This is a genomic window from Trabulsiella odontotermitis (assembly GCF_030053895.1).
In the GTDB taxonomy this organism is placed as follows: Bacteria; Pseudomonadota; Gammaproteobacteria; order Enterobacterales; family Enterobacteriaceae; genus Trabulsiella; species Trabulsiella odontotermitis_C.
This window is the reverse complement of record NZ_CP125781.1, coordinates 3,967,192-3,988,082: the sequence shown is the minus strand read 5'-3', so window position 1 is coordinate 3,988,082 and position 20,891 is coordinate 3,967,192. Positions and strand designations below refer to the sequence as shown.

The 20,891-nt window shown below is 54.3% G+C and carries 22 protein-coding genes and 1 other RNA gene; 14 read left to right on the top strand and 9 right to left on the bottom strand.

What is annotated here, in order from left to right:
- The first annotated feature begins 5 nt into the window (after positions 1 to 5).
- The 11 genes from garL to tdcG all read left to right on the top strand — a co-directional run bounded on the left by garL (position 6) and on the right by tdcG (position 12,792).
- Positions 6 to 776, top strand: a complete 771-nt coding sequence (gene garL, locus QMG90_RS18875; RefSeq protein ID WP_283284006.1) for a 2-dehydro-3-deoxyglucarate aldolase — start codon at positions 6 to 8, stop codon at positions 774 to 776.
- A 27-nt stretch (positions 777 to 803) separates the two neighbouring features.
- Positions 804 to 1,694: a 2-hydroxy-3-oxopropionate reductase gene (gene garR / locus QMG90_RS18870; RefSeq protein ID WP_283281210.1), complete on the top strand. Its 891-nt coding sequence runs from the start codon at positions 804 to 806 to the stop codon at positions 1,692 to 1,694.
- Between the two features lie 96 nt (positions 1,695 to 1,790).
- Entirely contained in the window at positions 1,791 to 2,936 is a 1,146-nt protein-coding gene (gene garK, locus QMG90_RS18865; RefSeq protein ID WP_283281209.1) for a glycerate 2-kinase, read from the top strand.
- Positions 2,937 to 2,968: 32 nt separating this feature from the next.
- An RNA gene (gene rnpB / locus QMG90_RS18860) (RNase P RNA component class A) lies at positions 2,969 to 3,345 on the top strand.
- 641 nt (positions 3,346 to 3,986) lie between these two features.
- Entirely contained in the window at positions 3,987 to 4,925 is a 939-nt protein-coding gene (tdcA, locus tag QMG90_RS18855; protein ID WP_283281208.1) for a transcriptional regulator TdcA, read from the top strand.
- Positions 4,926 to 5,026: 101 nt separating this feature from the next.
- On the top strand, positions 5,027 to 6,016 hold the full coding sequence (tdcB, locus tag QMG90_RS18850; protein ID WP_283281207.1) for a bifunctional threonine ammonia-lyase/L-serine ammonia-lyase TdcB: 990 nt from the start codon (positions 5,027 to 5,029) through the stop codon (positions 6,014 to 6,016).
- Positions 6,017 to 6,038: 22 nt separating this feature from the next.
- Positions 6,039 to 7,370, top strand: a complete 1,332-nt coding sequence (gene tdcC, locus QMG90_RS18845) for a threonine/serine transporter TdcC (protein ID WP_283281206.1) — start codon at positions 6,039 to 6,041, stop codon at positions 7,368 to 7,370.
- 41 nt (positions 7,371 to 7,411) lie between these two features.
- On the top strand, positions 7,412 to 8,620 hold the full coding sequence (gene tdcD / locus QMG90_RS18840) for a propionate kinase (RefSeq protein ID WP_283281205.1): 1,209 nt from the start codon (positions 7,412 to 7,414) through the stop codon (positions 8,618 to 8,620).
- A gap of 20 nt (positions 8,621 to 8,640) precedes the next feature.
- Positions 8,641 to 10,938 carry a formate C-acetyltransferase gene (gene pflB / locus QMG90_RS18835; RefSeq protein WP_283281204.1) on the top strand — a complete coding sequence of 766 codons (2,298 nt, stop codon included), beginning with the start codon at positions 8,641 to 8,643 and terminating at the stop codon, positions 10,936 to 10,938.
- A gap of 14 nt (positions 10,939 to 10,952) precedes the next feature.
- A complete protein-coding gene (locus tag QMG90_RS18830; protein WP_283281203.1) occupies positions 10,953 to 11,345 on the top strand; it encodes an enamine/imine deaminase in 393 nt (130 codons plus the stop codon).
- Between the two features lie 82 nt (positions 11,346 to 11,427).
- Positions 11,428 to 12,792: an L-serine ammonia-lyase gene (gene tdcG, locus QMG90_RS18825; protein ID WP_283281202.1), complete on the top strand. Its 1,365-nt coding sequence runs from the start codon at positions 11,428 to 11,430 to the stop codon at positions 12,790 to 12,792.
- Here tdcG and QMG90_RS18820 read toward each other — a convergent pair.
- Positions 12,789 to 13,010 (bottom strand): hypothetical protein, encoded by a 222-nt coding sequence (locus QMG90_RS18820; RefSeq protein WP_283281200.1) that lies wholly within the window; start codon positions 13,008 to 13,010, stop codon positions 12,789 to 12,791. The two genes, tdcG and QMG90_RS18820, sit on opposite strands and share 4 nt — an antisense overlap.
- Positions 13,011 to 13,097: 87 nt before the next feature.
- On the opposite strand from QMG90_RS18820, the gene QMG90_RS18815 reads away from it, so the two are divergent.
- Together QMG90_RS18815 and QMG90_RS18810 are read left to right on the top strand one after the other, a co-directional pair.
- Positions 13,098 to 14,429: an SLC5/6 family protein gene (locus QMG90_RS18815; RefSeq protein WP_283281198.1), complete on the top strand. Its 1,332-nt coding sequence runs from the start codon at positions 13,098 to 13,100 to the stop codon at positions 14,427 to 14,429.
- A gap of 30 nt (positions 14,430 to 14,459) precedes the next feature.
- Positions 14,460 to 15,770 carry an L-cysteine desulfidase family protein gene (locus tag QMG90_RS18810; RefSeq protein ID WP_283281197.1) on the top strand — a complete coding sequence of 437 codons (1,311 nt, stop codon included), beginning with the start codon at positions 14,460 to 14,462 and terminating at the stop codon, positions 15,768 to 15,770.
- Between the two features lie 22 nt (positions 15,771 to 15,792).
- Here the strand turns inward: QMG90_RS18810 and QMG90_RS22480 are convergent, their stop codons facing one another.
- Complete coding sequence (locus QMG90_RS22480; protein WP_346733126.1) at positions 15,793 to 15,963, bottom strand: hypothetical protein; 171 nt, start codon at positions 15,961 to 15,963, stop codon at positions 15,793 to 15,795.
- A 25-nt stretch (positions 15,964 to 15,988) separates the two neighbouring features.
- Entirely contained in the window at positions 15,989 to 16,690 is a 702-nt protein-coding gene (locus QMG90_RS18800) for a pirin family protein (protein ID WP_283281195.1), read from the bottom strand.
- 104 nt (positions 16,691 to 16,794) lie between these two features.
- Between QMG90_RS18800 and QMG90_RS18795 the strand changes: the two genes are divergently transcribed.
- Entirely contained in the window at positions 16,795 to 17,694 is a 900-nt protein-coding gene (locus QMG90_RS18795) for a LysR family transcriptional regulator (RefSeq protein ID WP_283281194.1), read from the top strand.
- Positions 17,695 to 17,731: 37 nt separating this feature from the next.
- On the opposite strand, the gene QMG90_RS18790 is transcribed toward QMG90_RS18795, so the two are convergent.
- The 6 genes from QMG90_RS18790 to QMG90_RS18765 form a co-directional block, all read right to left on the bottom strand.
- Complete coding sequence (locus QMG90_RS18790; RefSeq protein ID WP_283281192.1) at positions 17,732 to 18,718, bottom strand: glutathione S-transferase family protein; 987 nt, start codon at positions 18,716 to 18,718, stop codon at positions 17,732 to 17,734.
- Positions 18,719 to 18,797: 79 nt separating this feature from the next.
- Entirely contained in the window at positions 18,798 to 19,190 is a 393-nt protein-coding gene (locus QMG90_RS18785) for a DoxX family protein (RefSeq protein ID WP_054178208.1), read from the bottom strand.
- Positions 19,191 to 19,418: 228 nt separating this feature from the next.
- Positions 19,419 to 19,718, bottom strand: coding sequence for a YqjK-like family protein (locus QMG90_RS18780; RefSeq protein ID WP_283281190.1), 300 nt, complete (start codon positions 19,716 to 19,718; stop codon positions 19,419 to 19,421).
- Positions 19,715 to 20,113 carry a phage holin family protein gene (locus QMG90_RS18775; protein WP_283281188.1) on the bottom strand — a complete coding sequence of 133 codons (399 nt, stop codon included), beginning with the start codon at positions 20,111 to 20,113 and terminating at the stop codon, positions 19,715 to 19,717. The genes QMG90_RS18780 and QMG90_RS18775 overlap by 4 nt, the downstream gene beginning before the upstream one ends.
- Before the next feature lie 2 nt (positions 20,114 to 20,115).
- Complete coding sequence (locus QMG90_RS18770; protein WP_283281187.1) at positions 20,116 to 20,421, bottom strand: ElaB/YgaM/YqjD family protein; 306 nt, start codon at positions 20,419 to 20,421, stop codon at positions 20,116 to 20,118.
- A gap of 29 nt (positions 20,422 to 20,450) precedes the next feature.
- Positions 20,451 to 20,819 carry a DUF1090 domain-containing protein gene (locus QMG90_RS18765; RefSeq protein ID WP_283281186.1) on the bottom strand — a complete coding sequence of 123 codons (369 nt, stop codon included), beginning with the start codon at positions 20,817 to 20,819 and terminating at the stop codon, positions 20,451 to 20,453.
- Positions 20,820 to 20,891: the final 72 nt, after the last annotated feature.

Here is a 20,891-nt window from a genome sequence, read left to right as displayed (position 1 = left end):
AGATGATGAACAACGATATCTTCCCGAACAAATTCAAAGCGGCGCTGGCGGCGCAGCAGGTGCAGATTGGCTGCTGGTCTGCTCTGGCGAACCCCATCAGTACCGAGGTGCTGGGCCTGGCGGGTTTTGACTGGCTGGTTCTGGATGGCGAGCACGCACCAAACGACGTAACCACCTTTATTCCGCAACTGATGGCGCTGAAGGGAAGCGCCAGCGCGCCGGTGGTACGCGTGCCGACCAATGAGCCGGTCATTATCAAGCGCTTGCTGGATATCGGTTTCTATAACTTCCTGATCCCGTTTGTTGAAACCGAAGAGGAAGCGGTACGTGCTGTGGCATCGACCCGCTATCCGCCAGAGGGCATTCGTGGCGTTTCCGTCTCCCATCGCGCCAACATGTTTGGCACTGTGGCGGACTACTTCGCGCAGTCAAATCGCAACATCACCGTGCTGGTGCAGATCGAAAGTCAGACCGGCGTGGATAACGTTGATGCTATCGCGGCAACCCCAGGCGTGGACGGCATTTTCGTCGGCCCGAGTGATTTAGCGGCGGCGCTGGGCCATCTCGGCAATGCGTCGCACCCGGATGTACAGAAGTGCATTCAGCACATTTTCGCGCGCGCTAAAGCCCACGGGAAACCCTCCGGCATTCTGGCGCCGGTAGATGCCGACGCACGCCGTTATCTGGAATGGGGCGCCACTTTTGTGGCCGTGGGCAGCGATTTAGGCGTGTTCCGTTCCGCCACGCAAAAACTGGCTGATGCCTTCAAAAAATAACCACCGACTGAACAGAGAGAGACAGTTATGACGACGAAAGTAGGTTTTATCGGCCTCGGCATCATGGGTAAACCCATGAGCAAAAACCTCCTGAAAGCAGGGTACTCACTGGTGGTCTCCGACCGTAATTCTGACGCCATCGCGGATGTGATTGCCGCCGGGGCGGAAACCGCCGCCACGCCAAAAGCCATTGCCGAGCAGTGCGATGTGATTATCACCATGCTGCCGAACTCCCCGCATGTAAAAGAAGTGGCGCTGGGTGAAAACGGCATTATCGAAGGCGCGCGTCCAGGGACCGTGCTGATCGACATGAGCTCCATCGCGCCACTGGCCAGCCGCGAAATCAGCGAAGCGCTGAAGGCGAAAGGTGTTGCGATGCTCGACGCGCCGGTCAGTGGCGGTGAGCCAAAAGCGATTGACGGTACGCTCTCCGTAATGGTGGGTGGTGATAAAGCCGTTTTTGACAAGTACTACGACCTGATGAAAGCGATGGCGGGTTCGGTAGTGCATACCGGCGACATCGGCGCGGGCAACGTCACCAAACTGGCAAACCAGGTTATCGTTGCGCTGAACATCGCTGCCATGTCTGAAGCGCTGAGCCTGGCGACAAAAGCGGGCGTTAACCCGGATCTGGTCTATCAGGCGATTCGTGGCGGGCTGGCAGGCAGCACCGTGCTGGATGCGAAAGCGCCGATGGTGATGGATCGCAACTTCAAACCGGGTTTCCGTATTGATCTGCATATTAAGGATCTGTCGAATGCGCTGGATACCTCGCACGGTGTAGGCGCTCAGTTGCCGCTGACTGCCGCCGTGATGGAAATGATGCAGGCGCTGCGTGCCGATGGTCTTGGCACCGCCGACCACAGCGCGCTGGCGTGCTACTACGAAAAACTGGCAAAAGTGGAAATTACTCGCTAAGCGCGAACGACCCGGTAAAGCCGCTTTTACCGGGTCAGCAGCCAGGTCGGAAAAGTAAAACGCCCTTTGGCGTTGTGTGGTAACAGGCTACTCACTATGAAAATCGTCATCGCCCCAGACTCGTATAAAGAAAGCCTTTCTGCCACTGAGGTAGCGCAGGCAATAGAAAAAGGATTTCGGGAAATCTTTCCTGATGCACAGTATGTCAAAGTGCCGGTCGCCGATGGTGGGGAAGGTACCGTCGAGGCGATGATAGCCGCCACGCAAGGGACAGCAATGACTGCGCACGTCACCGGCCCGCTGGGTGAACCGGTGGAGGCGGTGTGGGGCATTTCCGGCGACGGGCATACGGCGTTTATTGAAATGGCAGCCGCAAGCGGACTGGCGCTGGTGCCGCCCGCGCAACGTAACCCGCTGCTCACGACGTCGCGCGGGACCGGCGAACTCATTTTGCAGGCGCTGGATCATGGCGCGCAGAACATTATCATCGGCATCGGCGGTAGCGCCACCAATGACGGCGGCGCGGGCATGATGCAGGCGTTAGGCGCATCGTTGTGTGATGCGAACGGGACGGCGATCGGCTTTGGCGGCGGTTGCCTGATGAGCCTGAACACGATCGATCTTTCGCAGTTAGACGCCCGGCTGAAAACCTGTTCGATCCGCGTGGCCTGCGACGTGACTAATCCGTTGATCGGCGATCGCGGCGCATCCAGGATCTTCGGGCCGCAAAAAGGGGCTTCCGAGGCGATGATCGCCGAGCTGGATCGCAACCTCGAACACTATGCGGAAGTGATCAAAAAATCACTGCGTATTGATGTGAAAGAGGTCCCCGGCGCCGGTGCGGCGGGCGGTATGGGCGCGGCGCTGATGGCGTTTTTAGGCGCTGAATTGCGAAGCGGCATTGAGATTGTTACCCAGGCGCTGAATCTGGAAGAGCACATTCACGACTGCTCGCTGGTTATCACCGGCGAAGGGCGTCTCGACAGCCAGAGCATTCATGGCAAAGTGCCGGTGGGCGTGGCGAACGTCGCGAAAAAATACCACAAACCGGTAATCGGTATTGCGGGCAGCCTGACGCACGATGTGGGGGTGGTGCATCAACACGGTATCGATGCGGTATTCAGTGTCTTAACCAGCATCAGCACGCTGGAAGAGGCGTTCCGTGGGGCGTCTGACAACATCTATCGCGCCTCACGAAATATCGCTGCCACGCTGCGCGTAGGGATGATGACAGAAGGGTGACATTGGCGCGCAAACCCTCTATACTGCGCGCCGAAGCTGACCAGACAGTCGCCGCTGTGTCGTCGTCCTTTCGGGGAGACGGGCGCAGGGGAGGAAAGTCCGGGCTCCATAGGGCAGGGTGCCAGGTAACGCCTGGGGGGCGCAAGCCCACGACCAGTGCAACAGAGAGCAAACCGCCGATGGCCCGCGCAAGCGGGATCAGGTAAGGGTGAAAGGGTGCGGTAAGAGCGCACCGCGCGGCTGGTAACAGTTCGCGGCACGGTAAACTCCACCCGGAGCAAGGCCAAATAGGGGTTCACAAGGTACGGCCCGTACTGAACCCGGGTAGGCTGCTTGAGCCAGTGAGCGATTGCTGGCCTAGATGAATGACTGTCCACGACAGAACCCGGCTTACCGGTCAGCTTCGAACATTCGGAAACCCCGCTTCGGCGGGGTTTTTCTTTTCCCCTTCAGACTTTTTCCCGCATTTGCGACAAACTCCACAAATCTGTCGTCAACCCATTATTTCGCAGTTTCTTATTCTGCAAGCTTGCAATGTCGCCCTGGTAATTACCTGAAAATGCCAAAAAAACAGGTGTTACATACTTGTTTGCGTTGTTTGGTTTTTGTTGGGCGAATTCATAGTCAAATGCTAATGACCTATTAACTCGGATGTATATTTAACAATTTTATGTGACCTGTGCCGAATTTATTTTCTGTGGTTGTCATATTTTCTTAGATTATTTTATAAATTAAAAAATAAATGCACTCTGAACCGCTTAGGAATTATACGATAATCGATTGAAATATAGTCTTCTTTCCTTGTTGCAAATATAGTTTCGGGGGTGACCGTTATTGCCATAAAATAAAGTTATTTCCGCTATTTTTATTGATAAAAGTCAGACAAAAGTCATTTTAAAAATAATTCAACACATTGATATTAAAGCGTTTAATATCTTTTTTAAACGCAAGGTAAACATACGCTCTGGCAAATTGTGAGTGATCGCACATACCCACACCTGCATTATTTAATAGAATTCCGGCCGAAATATGAAATATAGGAAGAGTGACATGGATAATGTTCTTCTGCCAAAGACACAACACCTTGTTGTTTTTCAGGAAGTCATCAGAAGTGGCTCAATTGGCTCGGCGGCCAAACAGCTTGGGCTGACTCAACCTGCGGTCAGTAAGATCATTAACGACATCGAATCCAATTTTGGTATCGAGCTGATGATCCGTAAAAATACCGGCGTCACACTGACCAGTGCCGGCCAGGTGTTGTTGACTTACTCGGAGTCCATTACCCGAGAGATGAAGAACATGGTGAGCGAAATGAACAGCCTCAGCTGTAGCAGCGTGGTTGACGTGTCGTTTGGCTATCCGTCACTCATCGGTTTTACGTTTTTATCCAGCATGATGAAAACGTTTAAAGAGGTGTTCCCGAAAGCGCAGGTTTCGATGTATGAAGCCCAGCTGTCGTCCTTCCTGCCCGCGCTGCGCGACGGGCGGCTGGATTTTGCTATCGGGACGTTAAGTGAAGATATGCAGTTGCAGGATCTTCATGTTGAGTCGCTGTTTGAATCGGAGTTTGCCGTGGTGGCCAGTCAGTCCCGAACGTGCACCGGAACCACCTCACTGGCGTCGTTGAAAAACGAACAGTGGGTCTTGCCGGACACCAATATGGGATATTACAAAGAACTGCTCGCCACCCTCCAAAGCCATCACATCAGCACCGACAACATAGTAAAAACCGATTCCGTCGTCACTATCTATAACCTGGTTCTCAATGCAAATTTCCTGACGGTGATCCCGTGTGATATGACCGCACCATTTGGATCGAATCAGTTTATTACTTTACCTGTTGAGGATGAATTACCTGTAGCACGTTATGCAGCAATATGGTCCAGGAATTACCGAATTAAAAAATCAGCATCAGTATTAGTTGAACTTGCAAAACAATATTCATCGCAGGACTGCACAAGGCGAAGGCGATTTGCAGAAAGCATTTGATTAATTTTATTTAAAACAACACCACCCGGAGATTTTTAACGGATCTCCGACGGCCCGGTATTATCTGAATTTAGTATCACTCTTTATGAGTGGAGGATGAAATGCATATTACATACGATCTCCCGGTCACTCTTGATGATATTCAAATAGCAAAACAAAGACTCGCAGGGAAAATTTATAAAACGGGCATGCCGCGTTCTAATTATCTGAGTGAACGCTGTAAAGGTGAAATTTATCTCAAGTTTGAGAATATGCAGCGCACGGGATCTTTTAAAATTCGTGGTGCATTCAACAAACTGAGCTCACTGACGGAAGCCGAACGTCGTAAGGGCGTTGTCGCCTGCTCGGCGGGCAACCATGCGCAGGGGGTTTCCCTCTCCTGTGCGATGCTCGGCATCGATGGCAAAGTGGTGATGCCGAAGGGTGCACCGAAGTCGAAAGTGGCGGCGACACAGGATTACTCCGCCGAAGTGATCCTGCACGGCGACAGCTTCAACGACACCATCGCCAGAGCCAGTGAAATCGTCGAAATGGAAGGCCGGATTTTTATTCCGCCTTACGACGACGCGCACGTCATTGCGGGTCAGGGAACGATCGGCCTGGAAATCCTGCAGGATCTGTATGACGTTGATAACGTCATTGTACCTATCGGCGGCGGCGGTTTAATTGCTGGTATTGCCACGGCGATTAAATCCATTAACCCGACGATTAAAATTATTGGCGTCCAGTCAGAAAATGTTCATGGCATGGCAGCGTCATTCTATGCCGGTGAAATAACCAATCATCGAACCACCAGTACATTAGCTGACGGTTGTGATGTGTCACGCCCAGGTATTTTACCGTTCGAAATAGTGACTGAACTGGTCGACGATATTGTTCTGGTTACGGAAGACGAAATTCGCGACAGCATGATTGCACTTATTCAGCGAAATAAAGTGATTACCGAAGGGGCCGGTGCACTGGCGTCTGCGGCATTACTGAGTGGTAAACTTGACGATTACATTCAGAAACGTAAAACCGTCAGCATTATTTCCGGCGGTAATATCGATCTGTCCCGCGTTTCACAAATTACCGGTTTTGTTGGTGCTTAATTATTATTGCTAAGGACTCGATATGAGTAACTCAGAAACTATTATTGCCAGCCAGGCAAGGCCCTCGGCATGGCGAAAATCAGATACGACCTGGACTTTGGGCCTGTTCGGTACCGCTATCGGTGCCGGGGTATTATTCTTCCCGATTCGCGCAGGTTACGGCGGTTTAATTCCGATTCTTATTATGCTGGTGCTGGCATACCCGATTGCGTTTTTATGCCACCGCGCCCTGGCGCGTCTGTGTCTGTCAGGGGCGAACCCGTCAGGTAACATTACTGAGACGGTAGAAGAGCACTTCGGCAAAACGGGCGGTGTGGTGATTACCTTCCTGTATTTCTTCGCAATCTGTCCATTGCTGTGGATTTACGGTGTCACCATCACCAACACGTTCATGACCTTCTGGGAAAACCAACTGGGTTATGCCGCGCTCAACCGTGGCGTGGTGGCCTTGTTCCTGCTGCTCCTGATGGCGTTCGTCATCTGGTTTGGTAAGGACCTGATGGTTAAGGTCATGAGCTACCTGGTCTTCCCGTTCATTGCCAGCCTGGTGCTGATTTCGCTGTCGCTGATCCCTTACTGGAACTCCGCGGTCATCGACCAGGTGAGCCTGAGCGATCTCTCCTTTACTGGTCATGACGGCATTCTGGTGACTGTCTGGTTGGGGATTTCCATCATGGTCTTCTCCTTTAACTTCTCCCCGATCGTCTCTTCTTTCGTTGTCTCTAAGCGTGAAGAGTACGAGCAGGATTTCGGCAGAGAGTTCACCGAGCGTAAATGTTCCCAGATCATCTCTCGCGCCAGCATGCTGATGGTGGCGGTGGTGATGTTCTTTGCCTTCAGTTGCCTGTTTACGCTCTCCCCGGCCAACATGGCGGAAGCTAAAGCGCAGAACATTCCGGTGCTGTCTTACCTGGCGAACCACTTCGCGTCCCTGTCCGGCACGAAATCCACGTTTGCCACGGTGCTTGAGTTCGGTGCGTCAATCATTGCGCTGGTCGCTATCTTCAAATCCTTCTTCGGCCACTATCTGGGGACGCTGGAAGGTCTGAATGGTCTGATCCTCAAGTTCGGCTATCAGGGCGACAAAACCAAAGTGTCGATGGGCAAACTGAACACCATCAGCATGATTTTCATCATGGGCTCCACCTGGGTCGTGGCGTACGCCAACCCGAACATTCTCGACCTGATTGAAGCCATGGGGGCGCCGATCATCGCCTCCCTGTTGTGCCTGCTGCCGATGTATGCCATCCGTAAAACTCCGGCGCTGGCGAAATTTAAAGGCAGAGCGGACAATATTTTCGTCACCATTATTGGTCTGCTGACCATCCTGAATATTGTCTACAAACTGTTTTAATTAACCGAAATGCTCAGTATCTGGATGAGCGGAGAAGTAAAATGATGGAATTCCCTGTCGTACTGGTCATTAATTGTGGTTCATCGTCAGTTAAATTTTCGGTGATTGATGTAGAAACGCAGGATGTATTGCTGACGGGTATTACAGAAGGTATCAATACAGAAAAGGCATATTTACGCGTTAATGGAGGTGAGCCGGCATTGCTGGCTCACCAGAATTACGAATGTGCTTTGAAAGCGATTACCTTCGAACTGGAAAAACGCAATTTAATGAACAGCGTGGCTTTAATTGGTCACCGAATTGCTCATGGCGGCAGTATATTTAATGAATCGGTGGTGATCACTGACGAGGTTATTGAACTGATTCGCCAGGTTTCACCCCTGGCGCCGCTGCACAATTTTGCTAACCTGCGCGGCGTGGAATCCGCCCAACAGCTGTTCCCTGGCGTGAAGCAGGTCGCGGTATTTGATACCAGTTTCCACCAGACCATGGAACCGGAAGCCTATCTGTATGGTTTGCCGTGGCGCTATTTTGAGGAGTTTGGCGTCCGCCGCTATGGCTTCCACGGCACGTCGCATCGCTATGTCGCGCAACGCGCACACCACCTGTTGCGCCTGTCAGAAGAGGATTCCGGCGTAGTGATTGCTCACCTCGGTAATGGCGCGTCCATTTGCGCGGTGCGCAACGGCAGGAGCGTGGATACGTCGATGGGCATGACGCCGCTGGAAGGGCTGATGATGGGCACCCGCTGCGGCGATGTCGATTTCGGCGCGATGGCGTGGATTGCCAGCCAGACCGGGCAGACGCTCGGCGACCTCGAACGTGTGGTGAATAAAGAGTCCGGTCTGCTAGGGATTTCCGGGTTGTCATCCGATTTACGGGTGCTGGAAAAAGCCTGGCTTGAGGGGCATTACCACGCGCGGTTAGCCATTAAAACATTTGTGCATCGTATTGCACGCCATATTGGCGGGCACGCTATGGCGCTGCATCGTCTCGACGGCGTTATTTTCACCGGCGGCATCGGTGAAAACTCCACGCTTATTCGCCAGCTGGTTGTCGAGCATTTACAGGTTTTCGGCATCGAACTGGATCATGAAAAGAATAAATTACCTGGCAGTGCCGGTGAGCGAATTATTTCTGCGCCAGATTCGCGCATCGCCTGTGCGGTTATTCCTACCAATGAAGAGAAAATGATTGCGCTTGATGCCATTCATTTAGGAAAAATTAACGCGACAGCCGAATACGCTTAATTTCTAAAGAGAGTAATTTCATGAAGGTAAATATCGATACCAGCGATATGCTGTATGCCGACGCCTGGCAGGGATTTAATGGCTCTGAATGGAAACACGACATCAACGTTCGCGATTTTATTCAGAATAACTATACGCCGTATGAAGGCGATGAATCCTTCCTTGCTGACGCCACCCCGGCGACCGTTGCGCTGTGGGAAAAGGTGATGGCGGGCATCCGGACGGAAAACGCCACGCATGCGCCGGTCGATTTTGATATCAACGTTGCAACAACGATTACTGCCCATGCACCAGGGTACATTGAAAAAGATCTGGAAAAAATCGTCGGACTGCAAACCGACAAACCGCTGAAACGCGCGCTGCATCCGTTTGGCGGCATTAATATGATTAAAAGTTCATTCGATGCCTATGGCCGCGACATGGACCCGCAGTTTGAGTATCTGTTTACTCACTTACGCAAAACCCACAACCAGGGCGTCTTTGATGTTTACTCGCCGGAAATGCTGCGTTGCCGGAAATCGGGCATCCTGACCGGCTTGCCGGACGGCTATGGTCGCGGCCGAATTATTGGCGATTATCGCCGTGTGGCACTGTACGGCATTCGTTATCTGGTGCGCGAGCGAGAACTGCAGTTTGCTGATTTGCAGTCCCGCCTGGAGCGTGGCGAAGATCTCGAAGCCACCATTCGCCTGCGCGAAGAACTGTCCGAACATCGCCGTGCGCTGCTGGAAATACAGCAAATGGCGGCAAGCTACGGTTGCGATATTTCCCGCCCGGCCCGTACGGCGCAGGAGGCGGTGCAGTGGCTGTACTTCGCCTATCTGGCGGCAGTGAAATCGCAGAATGGTGGGGCGATGTCTCTGGGGCGTACCGCGTGCTTCCTTGATATTTACATCGAACGCGACATGCGCGCGGGCGTGTTGACGGAAACGCAGGCGCAGGAGCTGGTCGATCACTTCATTATGAAGATCCGCATGGTGCGTTTCCTGCGTACACCGGAATTTGACTCACTGTTCTCCGGCGACCCGATCTGGGCGACGGAAGTGATTGGCGGGATGGGGCTGGATGGCCGCACGCTGGTGACCAAAAGCGCATTCCGTTACCTGCACACCCTGCACACCATGGGACCAGCGCCGGAGCCAAACCTGACTATTCTGTGGTCGGAAGCGTTACCGATCGCCTTCAAGAAATACGCGGCGCAAATGTCGATTGCCACCTCGTCGTTGCAGTATGAAAACGATGATCTGATGCGCGCGGATTTCAACAGCGATGACTACGCCATTGCCTGCTGTGTCAGCCCGATGGTGATCGGCAAACAAATGCAGTTCTTTGGCGCCCGCGCCAACCTGGCGAAAACGCTGCTGTACGCGATCAACGGCGGTGTGGATGAAAAACTGAAAATCCAGGTCGGGCCGAAAACCGCACCGCTGATGGATGACGTGCTGGATTTCACCACCGTGATGAACAGTCTGGATCATTTCATGGACTGGCTGGCGGTGCAGTACATCAGTGCGCTGAATCTCATTCACTACATGCATGACAAATACAGCTACGAAGCGTCGCTGATGGCGCTGCATGACCGCGATGTTTACCGCACGATGGCCTGTGGGATCGCCGGGTTGTCGGTGGCGGTGGATTCGCTTTCTGCCATCAAATACGCCCGCGTAAAACCGGTGCGTGATGAAAACGGGCTGGCCATCGATTTTGAAATAGAAGGGGAATATCCGCAATACGGCAACAACGATGATCGTGTGGACAGCATTGCCTGTGATCTGGTTGAGCGCTTTATGAAGAAAATTAAAGCGTTACCAACTTACCGTAACGCGGTTCCGACGCAGTCGATCCTGACTATCACCTCCAACGTGGTGTACGGCCAGAAAACCGGGAACACGCCGGATGGTCGCCGCGCCGGTACGCCGTTTGCGCCGGGGGCGAACCCGATGCACGGTCGTGACCGCAAAGGCGCGGTGGCTTCGCTGACTTCGGTTGCCAAACTGCCGTTTACTTACGCCAAAGACGGGATCTCCTACACCTTCTCTATTGTTCCGGCGGCGCTCGGCAAAGACGACGGCGTACGGAAAACCAACCTGGTCGGTCTGCTGGATGGCTACTTCCATCATGAAGATGCCACGGTCGAAGGCGGGCAGCATCTTAACGTCAACGTCATGAACCGCGACATGCTGCTGGATGCTATCGAACACCCGGAAAACTATCCCAACCTGACGATTCGCGTGTCGGGTTATGCGGTGCGTTTTAACGCATTGACGCGCGAACAGCAGCAGGATGTCATTTCGCGCACCTTTACCCAGGCGATTTGAAAAAGGAAATGAACATGAAAAAAGTGATTGAAACCACGCGCGCGCCGGGGGCCATTGGCCCCTATGTGCAGGGCGTTGATCTCGGCGCGATGGTCTTTACTTCAGGCCAGATCCCGGTGAACCCGGAAAACGGGTCAGTGGCGGATGACGTCGCGGCGCAGGCCCGCCAGAGCCTGGAAAACGTGAAAGCCATTGTGAGTGCGTCCGGTCTGAGCGTGGGAGACATTGTGAAAACCACCGTCTTCATCACTGACCTGAATGATTTTTCGGTGATCAATGAGGTCTATAAGCAGTTTTTTGATGAGCACGATGCGGTATATCCGACGCGCAGCTGTGTGCAGGTGGCTCGCCTGCCGAAAGATGTGAAGCTGGAAATTGAAGCGATCGCTTTTCGCGGTGAACGCTAAACGCGCGTCAGTCTGCAGGCCGTCACCGTGACGGCCTGTCCTGAAGTCGGGTTTCCCCATCCTTTTTGAGCGGGTGCTGAAGATGATTAGCTCATTCGACATTTTTAAAATTGGCATTGGACCCTCCAGCTCTCACACCGTTGGCCCGATGAATGCGGGCAAACAGTTTATTGATGAACTGGAAAGCCTGGGATGGCTTTCACAAACCGGACGCATCAGCGTTGATCTGTATGGCTCACTGTCTCTGACTGGCAAAGGCCATGCCACCGATACTGCGGTGATCATGGGGCTGGCAGGCAACAGCCCGCAGGACGTAAAAATTGACGCCATTGCCGGATTTATTCAGCAGGTGGCCCGCAGCGGAGAACTGCCGGTGGCGAATGGCAAAGCGCTCGTCGCCTTCCCGTTGCCGGAAAGCGTGGCGTTCCACAATACCGCGCTGTCGCGGCATGAAAACGGAATGCGGATCACCGCCTGGCGCGGTAACGAGCCGCTGCTGGAGAAAACGTATTACTCCATCGGCGGCGGGTTTATCGTCGAGGAGTCGCAGTTCGGCCAGAACCATAACATCGAACAGCCGGTGCCGTATCCCTTCAGCTCTGCCAGCGAACTGCTGTCGTTGTGTAAACTGCACGGCTTGTCCATCTCCGGGTTGATGATGCAGAACGAACTGGCGCTGCGCAGCAAAGCGGACATTGATGCAGGGTTTGAGCGCATCTGGCAAACCATGACCACCTGCATTGAGCGCGGGATCAACACTGAAGGCGTCCTGCCCGGCCCGCTGACGGTGCCGCGTCGCGCCGTGGCGCTGCGGCGGATGCTGGTGTCGAGTGATCGCGTCTCGCAGGATCCGATGAACGTGATCGACTGGATCAACATGTTCGCGCTGGCAGTCAGTGAAGAAAACGCCGCAGGCGGACGTGTCGTCACCGCGCCGACGAACGGCGCCTGCGGGATCGTCCCGGCGGTGCTGGCGTACTACGACAAATTTCGCCGGACGGTAAACGCCAATTCGGTGTCGCGCTATTTTCTCGCCGCTGGCGCCATTGGTTCGCTGTATAAAATGAACGCCTCGATTTCCGGCGCGGAAGTCGGTTGTCAGGGCGAAGTGGGCGTGGCCTGTTCGATGGCGGCTGCCGGGTTAACTGAACTGCTGGGCGGCAGCCCGCAGCAGGTGTGCGTGGCGGCGGAAATCGCGATGGAGCATAACCTCGGGCTGACCTGCGATCCGGTTGCGGGTCAGGTGCAGATCCCCTGCATCGAGCGTAATGCCATCAACGCCGTGAAAGCGGTGAACGCCGCGCGAATGGCGCTGCAACGCACCAGCGAAGCGCGGGTGTCGCTCGATAAAGTTATTGAAACGATGTATGAAACCGGCAAAGACATGAACGATAAATATCGTGAAACCTCCCGCGGTGGTCTGGCGATAAAAGTCGTCTGTGATTAAACCGATAAGCGCGTCTGCTCATTCTTGCCCAGGCCCTGGCGTTTCGCCGGGGCTTTTTTGTGCCCCGTCATCAGGAATGTGATATCTCTCTCGTTTTCATTTCTGATAGTAAATTTTTCTCCTTTTATTGCTTTAATGGCAATTTTATTTCTTTGAAAAGCCATATTCATACAAAGGTTGTGAATTTTTTCTCCGCCGCTGGCGGTATGATTTTTCACAATAAAACCAGAACTCGCCTGCAATTACGTACCGAACATCGCACCGAAATAATTAAAAAAACTTCTACCTACACAAGCGAGAACGTAATGGAAACGGCTTCAAACAGCAGCGTAATACTGGACGACGCATCGCCTGCCCGGCTGGCGAATATGACGGAAAGCGAATGGCGGGAAGCGACAAAATTCGACAGTACCGATACCGGTTGGGTCATCATGAGTATCGGGATGGCTATCGGCGCAGGGATTGTTTTTCTCCCGGTTCAGGTTGGTCTGATGGGGTTATGGGTATTTTTGCTCTCCTCAGTGATTGGCTACCCGGCAATGTATCTGTTTCAGCGGCTTTTTATTAATACCCTGGCGGAATCGCCGGAATGCAAAGATTACCCGAGCGTGATTAGCGGCTATCTGGGTAGAAACTGGGGGATCCTGCTCGGCGCGCTCTATTTTGTGATGCTGGTGATCTGGATGTTTGTATATTCCACTGCCATCACCAACGACAGCGCCTCTTATTTGCATACCTTCGGCGTGACTGACGGCTTACTGTCTGACAATCCGTTTTACGGTCTGGTGCTGATTTGTATCCTGGTGGCTATCTCGTCACGCGGTGAACAGTTGCTGTTTAAGGTGTCGAGCTTCATGGTGCTGACCAAACTGCTGGTTGTCGCGGCGCTGGGGCTGTCAATGATCGGCCTGTGGCATGTGCATAATATCGGGGCGTTGCCGCCGATGGGGCTGCTGATTAAAAACGCCATTATTACGCTGCCGTTTACCCTGACATCGATTCTGTTTATTCAGACCTTAAGCCCGATGGTGATTTCTTATCGCTCACGTGAAAAATCGGTTGCTGTCGCGCGTCATAAAGCACTACGGGCAATGAATATTGCGTTTGGCGTGTTGTTCGTCACCGTCTTTTTCTACGCCGTGTCATTTACCCTCGCAATGGGGCATGACGAGGCCGTGAAGGCGTATGAACAGAATATTTCCGCGCTGGCGATTGCCGCGCAGTTTATTAGCGGCGACGGTGCTGCGTGGGTCAAAATCGTCAGTGTGATCCTCAATATTTTTGCCGTCATGACGGCTTTCTTCGGTGTTTATCTGGGCTTCCGGGAAGCGGCGCAGGGCATCGTGATGAACCTGCTGCGCCGCAAATATGCAGCGGAAAGCATTAATGAAAAAGTCGTTCAGCGCGGGATCATGCTGTTCGCCATTCTGCTGGCCTGGAGCGCCATTGTGCTCAACGCGCCGGTGCTGAGTTTTACCTCTATTTGTAGCCCAATCTTTGGCATGGTGGGCTGTCTGATCCCGGCCTGGCTGGTTTACAAAGTGCCTGCGTTACATAAATACAAAGGCGCTTCGCTGTTGCTGATTATTGTGACGGGTTTGCTGTTATGCGTCTCGCCGTTCCTCGCATTCTCCTGATGCATATAAATACGTACTAAGGTTGTGATTATGTTGAGCCCTGAAAAACAGTCATTGTGGAAAAAACTCATCTGCGCCGTGCAGGAAGAGGTCAAACCGGCGCTGGGGTGTACCGAGCCGGTTTCACTGGCGCTGGCCTGCGCTACCGCGGCGGCGCAGCTGGACGGGCGCGTGGATCGCATTGACGCCTGGGTGTCGCCGAACCTGATGAAAAACGGGATGGGCGTGACGGTGCCGGGTACCGGCATGACCGGGCTGCCCGTCGCGGCGGCGCTCGGGGCGATCGCCGGTGATGCCAGTGCCGGGCTGGAAGTGCTCAACAACGTCACTGCGCAGGACGTTGCTCGCGCCCGACAAATGCTGGAAAACGGCGCGGTGCGCGTGATGCTGGAAATCCCCTGTGACGAGATCCTCTCTTCGCGGGCGAAAGTCTACGCGGGCGACGCATGGGCCAGCGTCACCATTGCTGGAGGGCATACCTGCATCACCCGCATTGAAAAGCAGGGCGAGGTGCTTTTCGCACTCGATGACGCGGCGCCTGCGGAAGAAGAAGCCTGTCCGCTGGCGGTACTGGAACAGACCTCGTTGCAGGATATTTTTTCGTTCATCAACCAGGTGCCGTTTGAGGATATTCGTTTCATTCTTGATGCCGCGCATCTTAATGATGCTTTATCCCGTGAAGGGCTGAGCGGGCAGTGGGGGTTACATATTGGGGCGACGCTGGACAGACAATGCCAGCGCGGGCTGATGACCCGTGATCTGTCGAGCGATATCGTCATCCGCACTAGTGCTGCCTCGGACGCGCGCATGGGTGGCGCGACGCTACCCGCCATGAGCAACTCCGGCTCCGGCAATCAGGGGATCGCCGCAACGTTGCCAGTCGTGGTGGTGGCGGAACACTTCAACGCCAGCGAAGAGAAACTGGCCCGCGCGCTGATGCTGTCGCATCTCTGCGCTATCTACATTCATTTCCAGTTGCCACGGCTGTCAGCGTTGTGTGCCGTTACCACGGCGTCAATGGGCGCGGCGGCAGGCATGGCCTGGCTGGTGGACGGGCGTTATGAAACGCTGGCGATGGCGATCGGCAGCATGATTGGCGATCTCAGCGGCATGATTTGCGACGGCGCGTCAAACAGCTGCGCCATGAAAGTGTCGACCAGCGCGTCAAGCGCCTGGAAAGCGGTGCTGATGGCGCTCGATGATACCGCCGTAACGGGCAATGAGGGGATTGTGGCGCATGATGTCGAGCAGTCTATCGCTAACCTGTGCGCGCTGGCGCGTCAGGCGATGCAGCAGACTGACCTGCAAATTATAGAGATCATGGCGAAGAAAGCGTCTTAAGGCACAGGTCTGAACTGACCGCTCAGGCCAGTTCAGCATCCTGGATCAGACGGATTTCGGCTTCGGCGACGATCGCTTCCAGCTCGCTCAGCATCTCTTCATAGCCGAAGGCGACCGGGACGGTGACGTCACCGCTCTCTGAAGGGGCGCTGACGATGTCAGCCGCCGTTTTAGACTGTCGTTTTTTGCTCACGTGCATCTTCCGCTGTTGCTTCTGTCTATACCGGTAAATCTATCAGCAAAGCGCGAAGCGGCGTATCTGCGACCAGCGTTATGTTAGCTTCGTCACGAATAAAAGCGCCGTCACCGCAGGTCAACGACTGTTGCTCTTTTTGCATGCATTGTGCATGAACGGTGCCATGAATCGACTGCAGATAAGCACGAGGGCCGTGGAGCTGGAAGTTCAACTGCTCGCCTTTTGCAATATCAATATGATGGATCCACACCTGCTGGCGTAGCATCAGACTACCGTTGCTGCCGTCGGGTGAGGCCAGCAGTTGCGTGGCGACATCGTCGAGGTGAATTTTCTGCATCAACGGGTTTTCCCGCTCCGGGCAGGCATCCAGCCATAACTGCATCCGCGTCAGGGAGTGCTCTTTACTCAGGTTGTGCTCGCTGTAGCTCACGCCGGGTTGCGTGGCGATAAGCAGCGCTTCACCGGCTTTCGCCTGGACATGGTTGCCGTCGCTGTCGCGGTACTCTGCTTCACCTTCCAGAATCAGGTTCAGGATATCAACTTTCGGGTAAGAGCGCGGCTGGAACGACGCGCCGGGCGCCAGCACTTCCTGATTCAGTACGCGCAGGGAGGCGTAGCCCAACAGCTTCGGGTCAAAGTAGTGTCCAAAGGAAAAGGTGTAACGTGCCTGCAGCCAGCCGAAATCGGCTTTGCCACATTGATTAGCGGTACGGGTAGTAATCATAATTCTTGACCTCTCTTTACTTCCTTTTATGTTAAGGGGCTGGACGCTGCATTGTTAGCCAGATATTCTGCCAGGTATGTTCAAATTTACTGAATGAGAGTGCGATGGCTAAAGAAAGAGCATTGACGCTGGAATCGCTGAGGGTGATGGACGCGATCGATCGCCGTGGCAGTTTCGCCGCTGCCGCGGACGAGCTGGGGCGCGTACCTTCCGCACTGAGCTACACCATGCAAAAGCTGGAAGAAGAGCTGGATGTGGTGCTGTTCGATCGTTCCGGTCACCGGACGAAATTTACCAACGTTGGTCGTATGCTGCTGGAGCGCGGGCGGGTGTTGCTGGAGGCCGCCGACAAACTGACGACCGATGCGGAAGCGCTGGCGCGCGGCTGGGAAACCCATTTGACCCTCGTCACCGAGGCGCTGGTGCCGACGGTGGATTTGTTCCCACTGGTCGACAGACTGGCGGCGAAAGCCAACACCCAGATGGCGATCATTACCGAAGTGCTGGCGGGTGCCTGGGAGCGTCTGGAGCAGGGAAGGGCGGATATTGTCATCGCCCCGGATATGCACTTTCGCTCGTCGTCGGAAATCAATTCACGCAAACTCTATTCGGTGCTGAATGTTTATGTCGCTTCACCGGATCACCCGATTCATCAGGAGCCGGAGCCGCTTTCAGAAGTCACGCGGGTGAAGTATCGCGGCGTAGCGGTGGCGGATACCGCCCGCGAGCGTCCAGTCTTAACTGTACAACTGCTGGATAAACAGCCGCGCCTGACGGTCAGTACCATCGAAGATAAACGCCAGGCGTTGCTGGCCGGGCTGGGCGTCGCCACCATGCCTTATCCGCTGGTGGAACAGGATATTGCCGAAGGGCGTCTGCGCGTAGTGAGCCCGGAATACACCAGCGAAGTGGACATCATCATGGCCTGGCGACGCGACAGCATGGGCGAAGCCAAATCCTGGTGTCTGCGCGAAATCCCCAAACTCTTCGCCGCGAAAAAATAGCGATAAAAAAGGGGCATCGGAAGATGCCCCTTTTGCGTTACCGGAACCGGCTGTCGCGGCCGTGTGGCTCATCGAGATCCTGCCACGGGCCGATGGAGATAATCCCCGTCGGGTTAATGGTCTTGTGGCTGCGATAATAGTGGTTGCGGATGTGGGCGAAATCGACCGTTTCGGCAATACCCGGCATCTGATAAATATCGCGCAGGAAACCGTACAGATTCAGATAATCGCTGATGCGGTGCTTGTCGCATTTAAAATGGGTGACATACACCGGGTCAAAGCGTACCAGCGTGGTCCACAGGCGGATATCGGCTTCCGTCAGGTGATCACCCGTCAGATAGCGGTGCTGGCCGAGAATTTGTTCGATACGCGCCAGCGATTCAAATACCTTCGTCACCGCTTCATCGTAAGCCTGCTGGCTGGTGGCGAAACCGGCTTTATAGACGCCGTTGTTAACGTTGTCGTAGATCCAGCCGTTCAGTTCATCGATCTGACTGCGTAATTCTGCCGGGTAGTAATCACCCGCTTTCGCACCCAGCCCGTCGAACGCAGTGTTGAACATACGGATGATTTCCGCGGATTCATTGCTGACGATGGTGTGGTTCTTTTTATCCCACAGTACCGGCACGGTGACGCGCCCGGTGTAGTGCGGGTCGGCATGCAGATAAAGCTGATAAAGAAATTCATGCTGATACAGCGTATCGCCGGTCGCTGCCGGGAAATCGTCGTCAAAGGTCCAGCCATTTTCCAGCATCAATGGGTTGACCACCGACACAGAAATAAACGGCTCCAGCCCTTTCAGCTTGCGCAGAATCAGCGTGCGGTGCGCCCACGGGCAGGCAAGGGAAACATAGAGATGATAACGATCTTTTTCGGCGGCAAAACCGCCGTCGCCGGTCGGACCGGGCGCGCCATCCGCGGTCAGCCAGTTGCGAAAGGCCGAAACGGAACGCTTGAAACGTCCCCCGGTTGATTTGGTGTCATACCAGGTGTCATGCCAGACGCCGTCAATCAGTTGTCCCATAACAATCTCCTTTCTGGATTCGCAGATAGCAAAAGCGAGGAGAACGCTCCTCGCCTTGTACTTTATTCAGTATAAGCGCTTACCACTTTTTGTTCAGCGCGCGGTCGATGCTGATAGCACCCGGACCAGAGATAGCCAGCAGCAGGAAACCGCCTGCGATGGTCAGGTTTTTCATGAACATCAGCGAGTTCACGCCTTCCGCAAAGTTGCTGTGGAACAGCAGCGCGGTCAGGATGGTGAAGATGGCTGTGATCAGCGCCGTGGTACGGGTCAGGAAACCGAACAGAATCGCCAGACCGCCGCCAAACTCAAGCAGAATGGTCAACGGCAGCAGCGCGCCCGGTACGCCCATCGCTTCCATGTATTGTTGAGTGCCTGCATAGCCAGTGATTTTTCCCCAACCTGCGGTGATAAACAGAATTGGCATCAGAATACGCGCTACCAGAACACCAACATCTTCTAATTTTTTCATTTTACTCTCCAGAAAACCCCATGGGCGGCTGTGTTGATTTAGTGTGCAATTTCGCGGAGATACCGCGTTGTTGCTGTCGATGGAGAGGAGTGTAAACGTGACGAAGATCGAATGTTAGCAAGGAAAACTGTCGATCTCTTTCAAAGAATCTGAGTAATCGAAACGGCACCTATAAAAAGGCCTGATAAGCGATGCGCTATCAGGCCTGAAGGGGAAGGGGTGAGGGGGTTACCCGCGCAGTTGTTGCTCTCGCACGGTCGCTTTGATGAGACGCCAGGCACTCCAGATGCCGAAACCGCGTTTAGCCCAGCGCACCAGGAAGCGCGGATGGCGAACGCTCCAGATGGCGGCCACGCTGCTGCCGACCAGCATCCATGAACGCAGGTTTAACAGCGTGCTCCAGCCGCGATCGTAGCTGTGGGTGGCATCCAGCCAGTCACGGCGGCTGGCGGACAGGTCCAGCCGCTGTTGCTGAATTTTACTCAGCAGCCGTGCTTTGCGCTGCGAAAGCGCCAGTTTGTGGTTCACGATCTTTCATCCTCAAGCAGCTCACGATCGTTTGCCAGCTCTTTGCGCGTGTGGCGCAACAGCGTGGAACGGCGTGCTTTGCGAAGGGTCCAGATCCCGCCGATGAGCGCAGCCAACAGCAGAACCACCGTCGTGGCAATCATGGCATTCAGGCGATATTGCGGATCGATGGCCCAGATGACCAGCACCATCAGACTCATCAAACCAAACGCCGCGAACAGCATGGTCAGCCCAAGCATCAACAGCATCTGGAAGAGATTTGCCTTCTCCTCTTCCAGTTCGACCACCGCCAGACGCAGACGGGTTTCGACCATCTCGACCACAAGCGTGACGATGCGCTGTCCAATGCCCAGAATGCTCTTGCCGGGGCCTTGTGCGTGGTGTGGATCGGCCATGATCAGCGACGCGTCAGCAGAACGCCCAGCACCACCCCAACCGCTGCGCCGATGCCGACGCCGGTCCACGGGTTTTCACGCACGTATTCATCGGCGCGCGCGGCGGCTTCGCGGGTCTGCTTCGCGATGGCGTCCCCGGTTTCCCCCAGACGATGGCGGCTGTCGTGTAAAGCCAGCTCTGCTTTGCTGCGCAGCTTGCTGATCTCTTCTTTCGATTTATCGCTGGAGGAGTTCAGCACTTCTTCCAGGGTATCCGCGAGGGATTTCAGTTCAGCACGTAGATTTTCTGCAGTGGTATCTTTAGCCATGATGCTCTCCTGTTCGTCGTTCCATAAAATCAGTAATCACGCGACTCCAGCGCTTTCAGCTCGTCCTGCGCTTCTTTGAGTTTGCGTTCACGTTTTTCGATTTTGTCCGCATCGCCTTTTTGTTTTGCTTCGTTCAGTTCCTGCCGGCGTTCAGCCACGTCGTCTTTCTGTCTGGCGATTTTTTTCTGGTGGTCAGCAAGTACCTGACGATCGCTACAGTGAGCATTCACTTCGTTCAGCGCCTTTTTCAGGCCATCGATCCTGTTCTGATTGTGATGCTTTTCGGCATAGCTGATTTCGCGTTGTATATCCTGTGCTTTTTCCTGACAGGGAGAGACAGCCCAGGCGCCAGCGCTAAAAGAGACGAGTGTTAATGCAATGACGATGCGGTATTTCATGTATGAAACCTTCCATTGTTATGGGCTGTCTGATGACGTAGCCCGTTCCAGTGAATCAATGACTTCTGGCGT

What these genes read in the sequence shown, in the direction of transcription:
- QMG90_RS18810 (WP_283281197.1), top strand. Translation starts at nt 14,460, where the DNA reads ATGTTGAGCCCTGAAAAACAGTCATTGTGGAAAAAACTCATCTGCGCC.
- QMG90_RS18785 (WP_054178208.1), bottom strand. Translation starts at nt 19,190, where the DNA reads ATGAAAAAATTAGAAGATGTTGGTGTTCTGGTAGCGCGTATTCTGATG.
- tdcG (WP_283281202.1), top strand. Translation starts at nt 11,428, where the DNA reads ATGATTAGCTCATTCGACATTTTTAAAATTGGCATTGGACCCTCCAGC.
- garL (WP_283284006.1), top strand. Translation starts at nt 6, where the DNA reads ATGAACAACGATATCTTCCCGAACAAATTCAAAGCGGCGCTGGCGGCG.
- garR (WP_283281210.1), top strand. Translation starts at nt 804, where the DNA reads ATGACGACGAAAGTAGGTTTTATCGGCCTCGGCATCATGGGTAAACCC.
- pflB (WP_283281204.1), top strand. Translation starts at nt 8,641, where the DNA reads ATGAAGGTAAATATCGATACCAGCGATATGCTGTATGCCGACGCCTGG.
- tdcA (WP_283281208.1), top strand. Translation starts at nt 3,987, where the DNA reads ATGGATAATGTTCTTCTGCCAAAGACACAACACCTTGTTGTTTTTCAG.
- tdcD (WP_283281205.1), top strand. Translation starts at nt 7,412, where the DNA reads ATGATGGAATTCCCTGTCGTACTGGTCATTAATTGTGGTTCATCGTCA.
- garK (WP_283281209.1), top strand. Translation starts at nt 1,791, where the DNA reads ATGAAAATCGTCATCGCCCCAGACTCGTATAAAGAAAGCCTTTCTGCC.
- QMG90_RS18815 (WP_283281198.1), top strand. Translation starts at nt 13,098, where the DNA reads ATGGAAACGGCTTCAAACAGCAGCGTAATACTGGACGACGCATCGCCT.
- tdcB (WP_283281207.1), top strand. Translation starts at nt 5,027, where the DNA reads ATGCATATTACATACGATCTCCCGGTCACTCTTGATGATATTCAAATA.
- QMG90_RS18800 (WP_283281195.1), bottom strand. Translation starts at nt 16,690, where the DNA reads ATGATTACTACCCGTACCGCTAATCAATGTGGCAAAGCCGATTTCGGC.
- QMG90_RS18765 (WP_283281186.1), bottom strand. Translation starts at nt 20,819, where the DNA reads ATGAAATACCGCATCGTCATTGCATTAACACTCGTCTCTTTTAGCGCT.
- QMG90_RS18790 (WP_283281192.1), bottom strand. Translation starts at nt 18,718, where the DNA reads ATGGGACAACTGATTGACGGCGTCTGGCATGACACCTGGTATGACACC.
- QMG90_RS18830 (WP_283281203.1), top strand. Translation starts at nt 10,953, where the DNA reads ATGAAAAAAGTGATTGAAACCACGCGCGCGCCGGGGGCCATTGGCCCC.
- QMG90_RS18775 (WP_283281188.1), bottom strand. Translation starts at nt 20,113, where the DNA reads ATGGCCGATCCACACCACGCACAAGGCCCCGGCAAGAGCATTCTGGGC.
- QMG90_RS18770 (WP_283281187.1), bottom strand. Translation starts at nt 20,421, where the DNA reads ATGGCTAAAGATACCACTGCAGAAAATCTACGTGCTGAACTGAAATCC.
- tdcC (WP_283281206.1), top strand. Translation starts at nt 6,039, where the DNA reads ATGAGTAACTCAGAAACTATTATTGCCAGCCAGGCAAGGCCCTCGGCA.
- QMG90_RS18795 (WP_283281194.1), top strand. Translation starts at nt 16,795, where the DNA reads ATGGCTAAAGAAAGAGCATTGACGCTGGAATCGCTGAGGGTGATGGAC.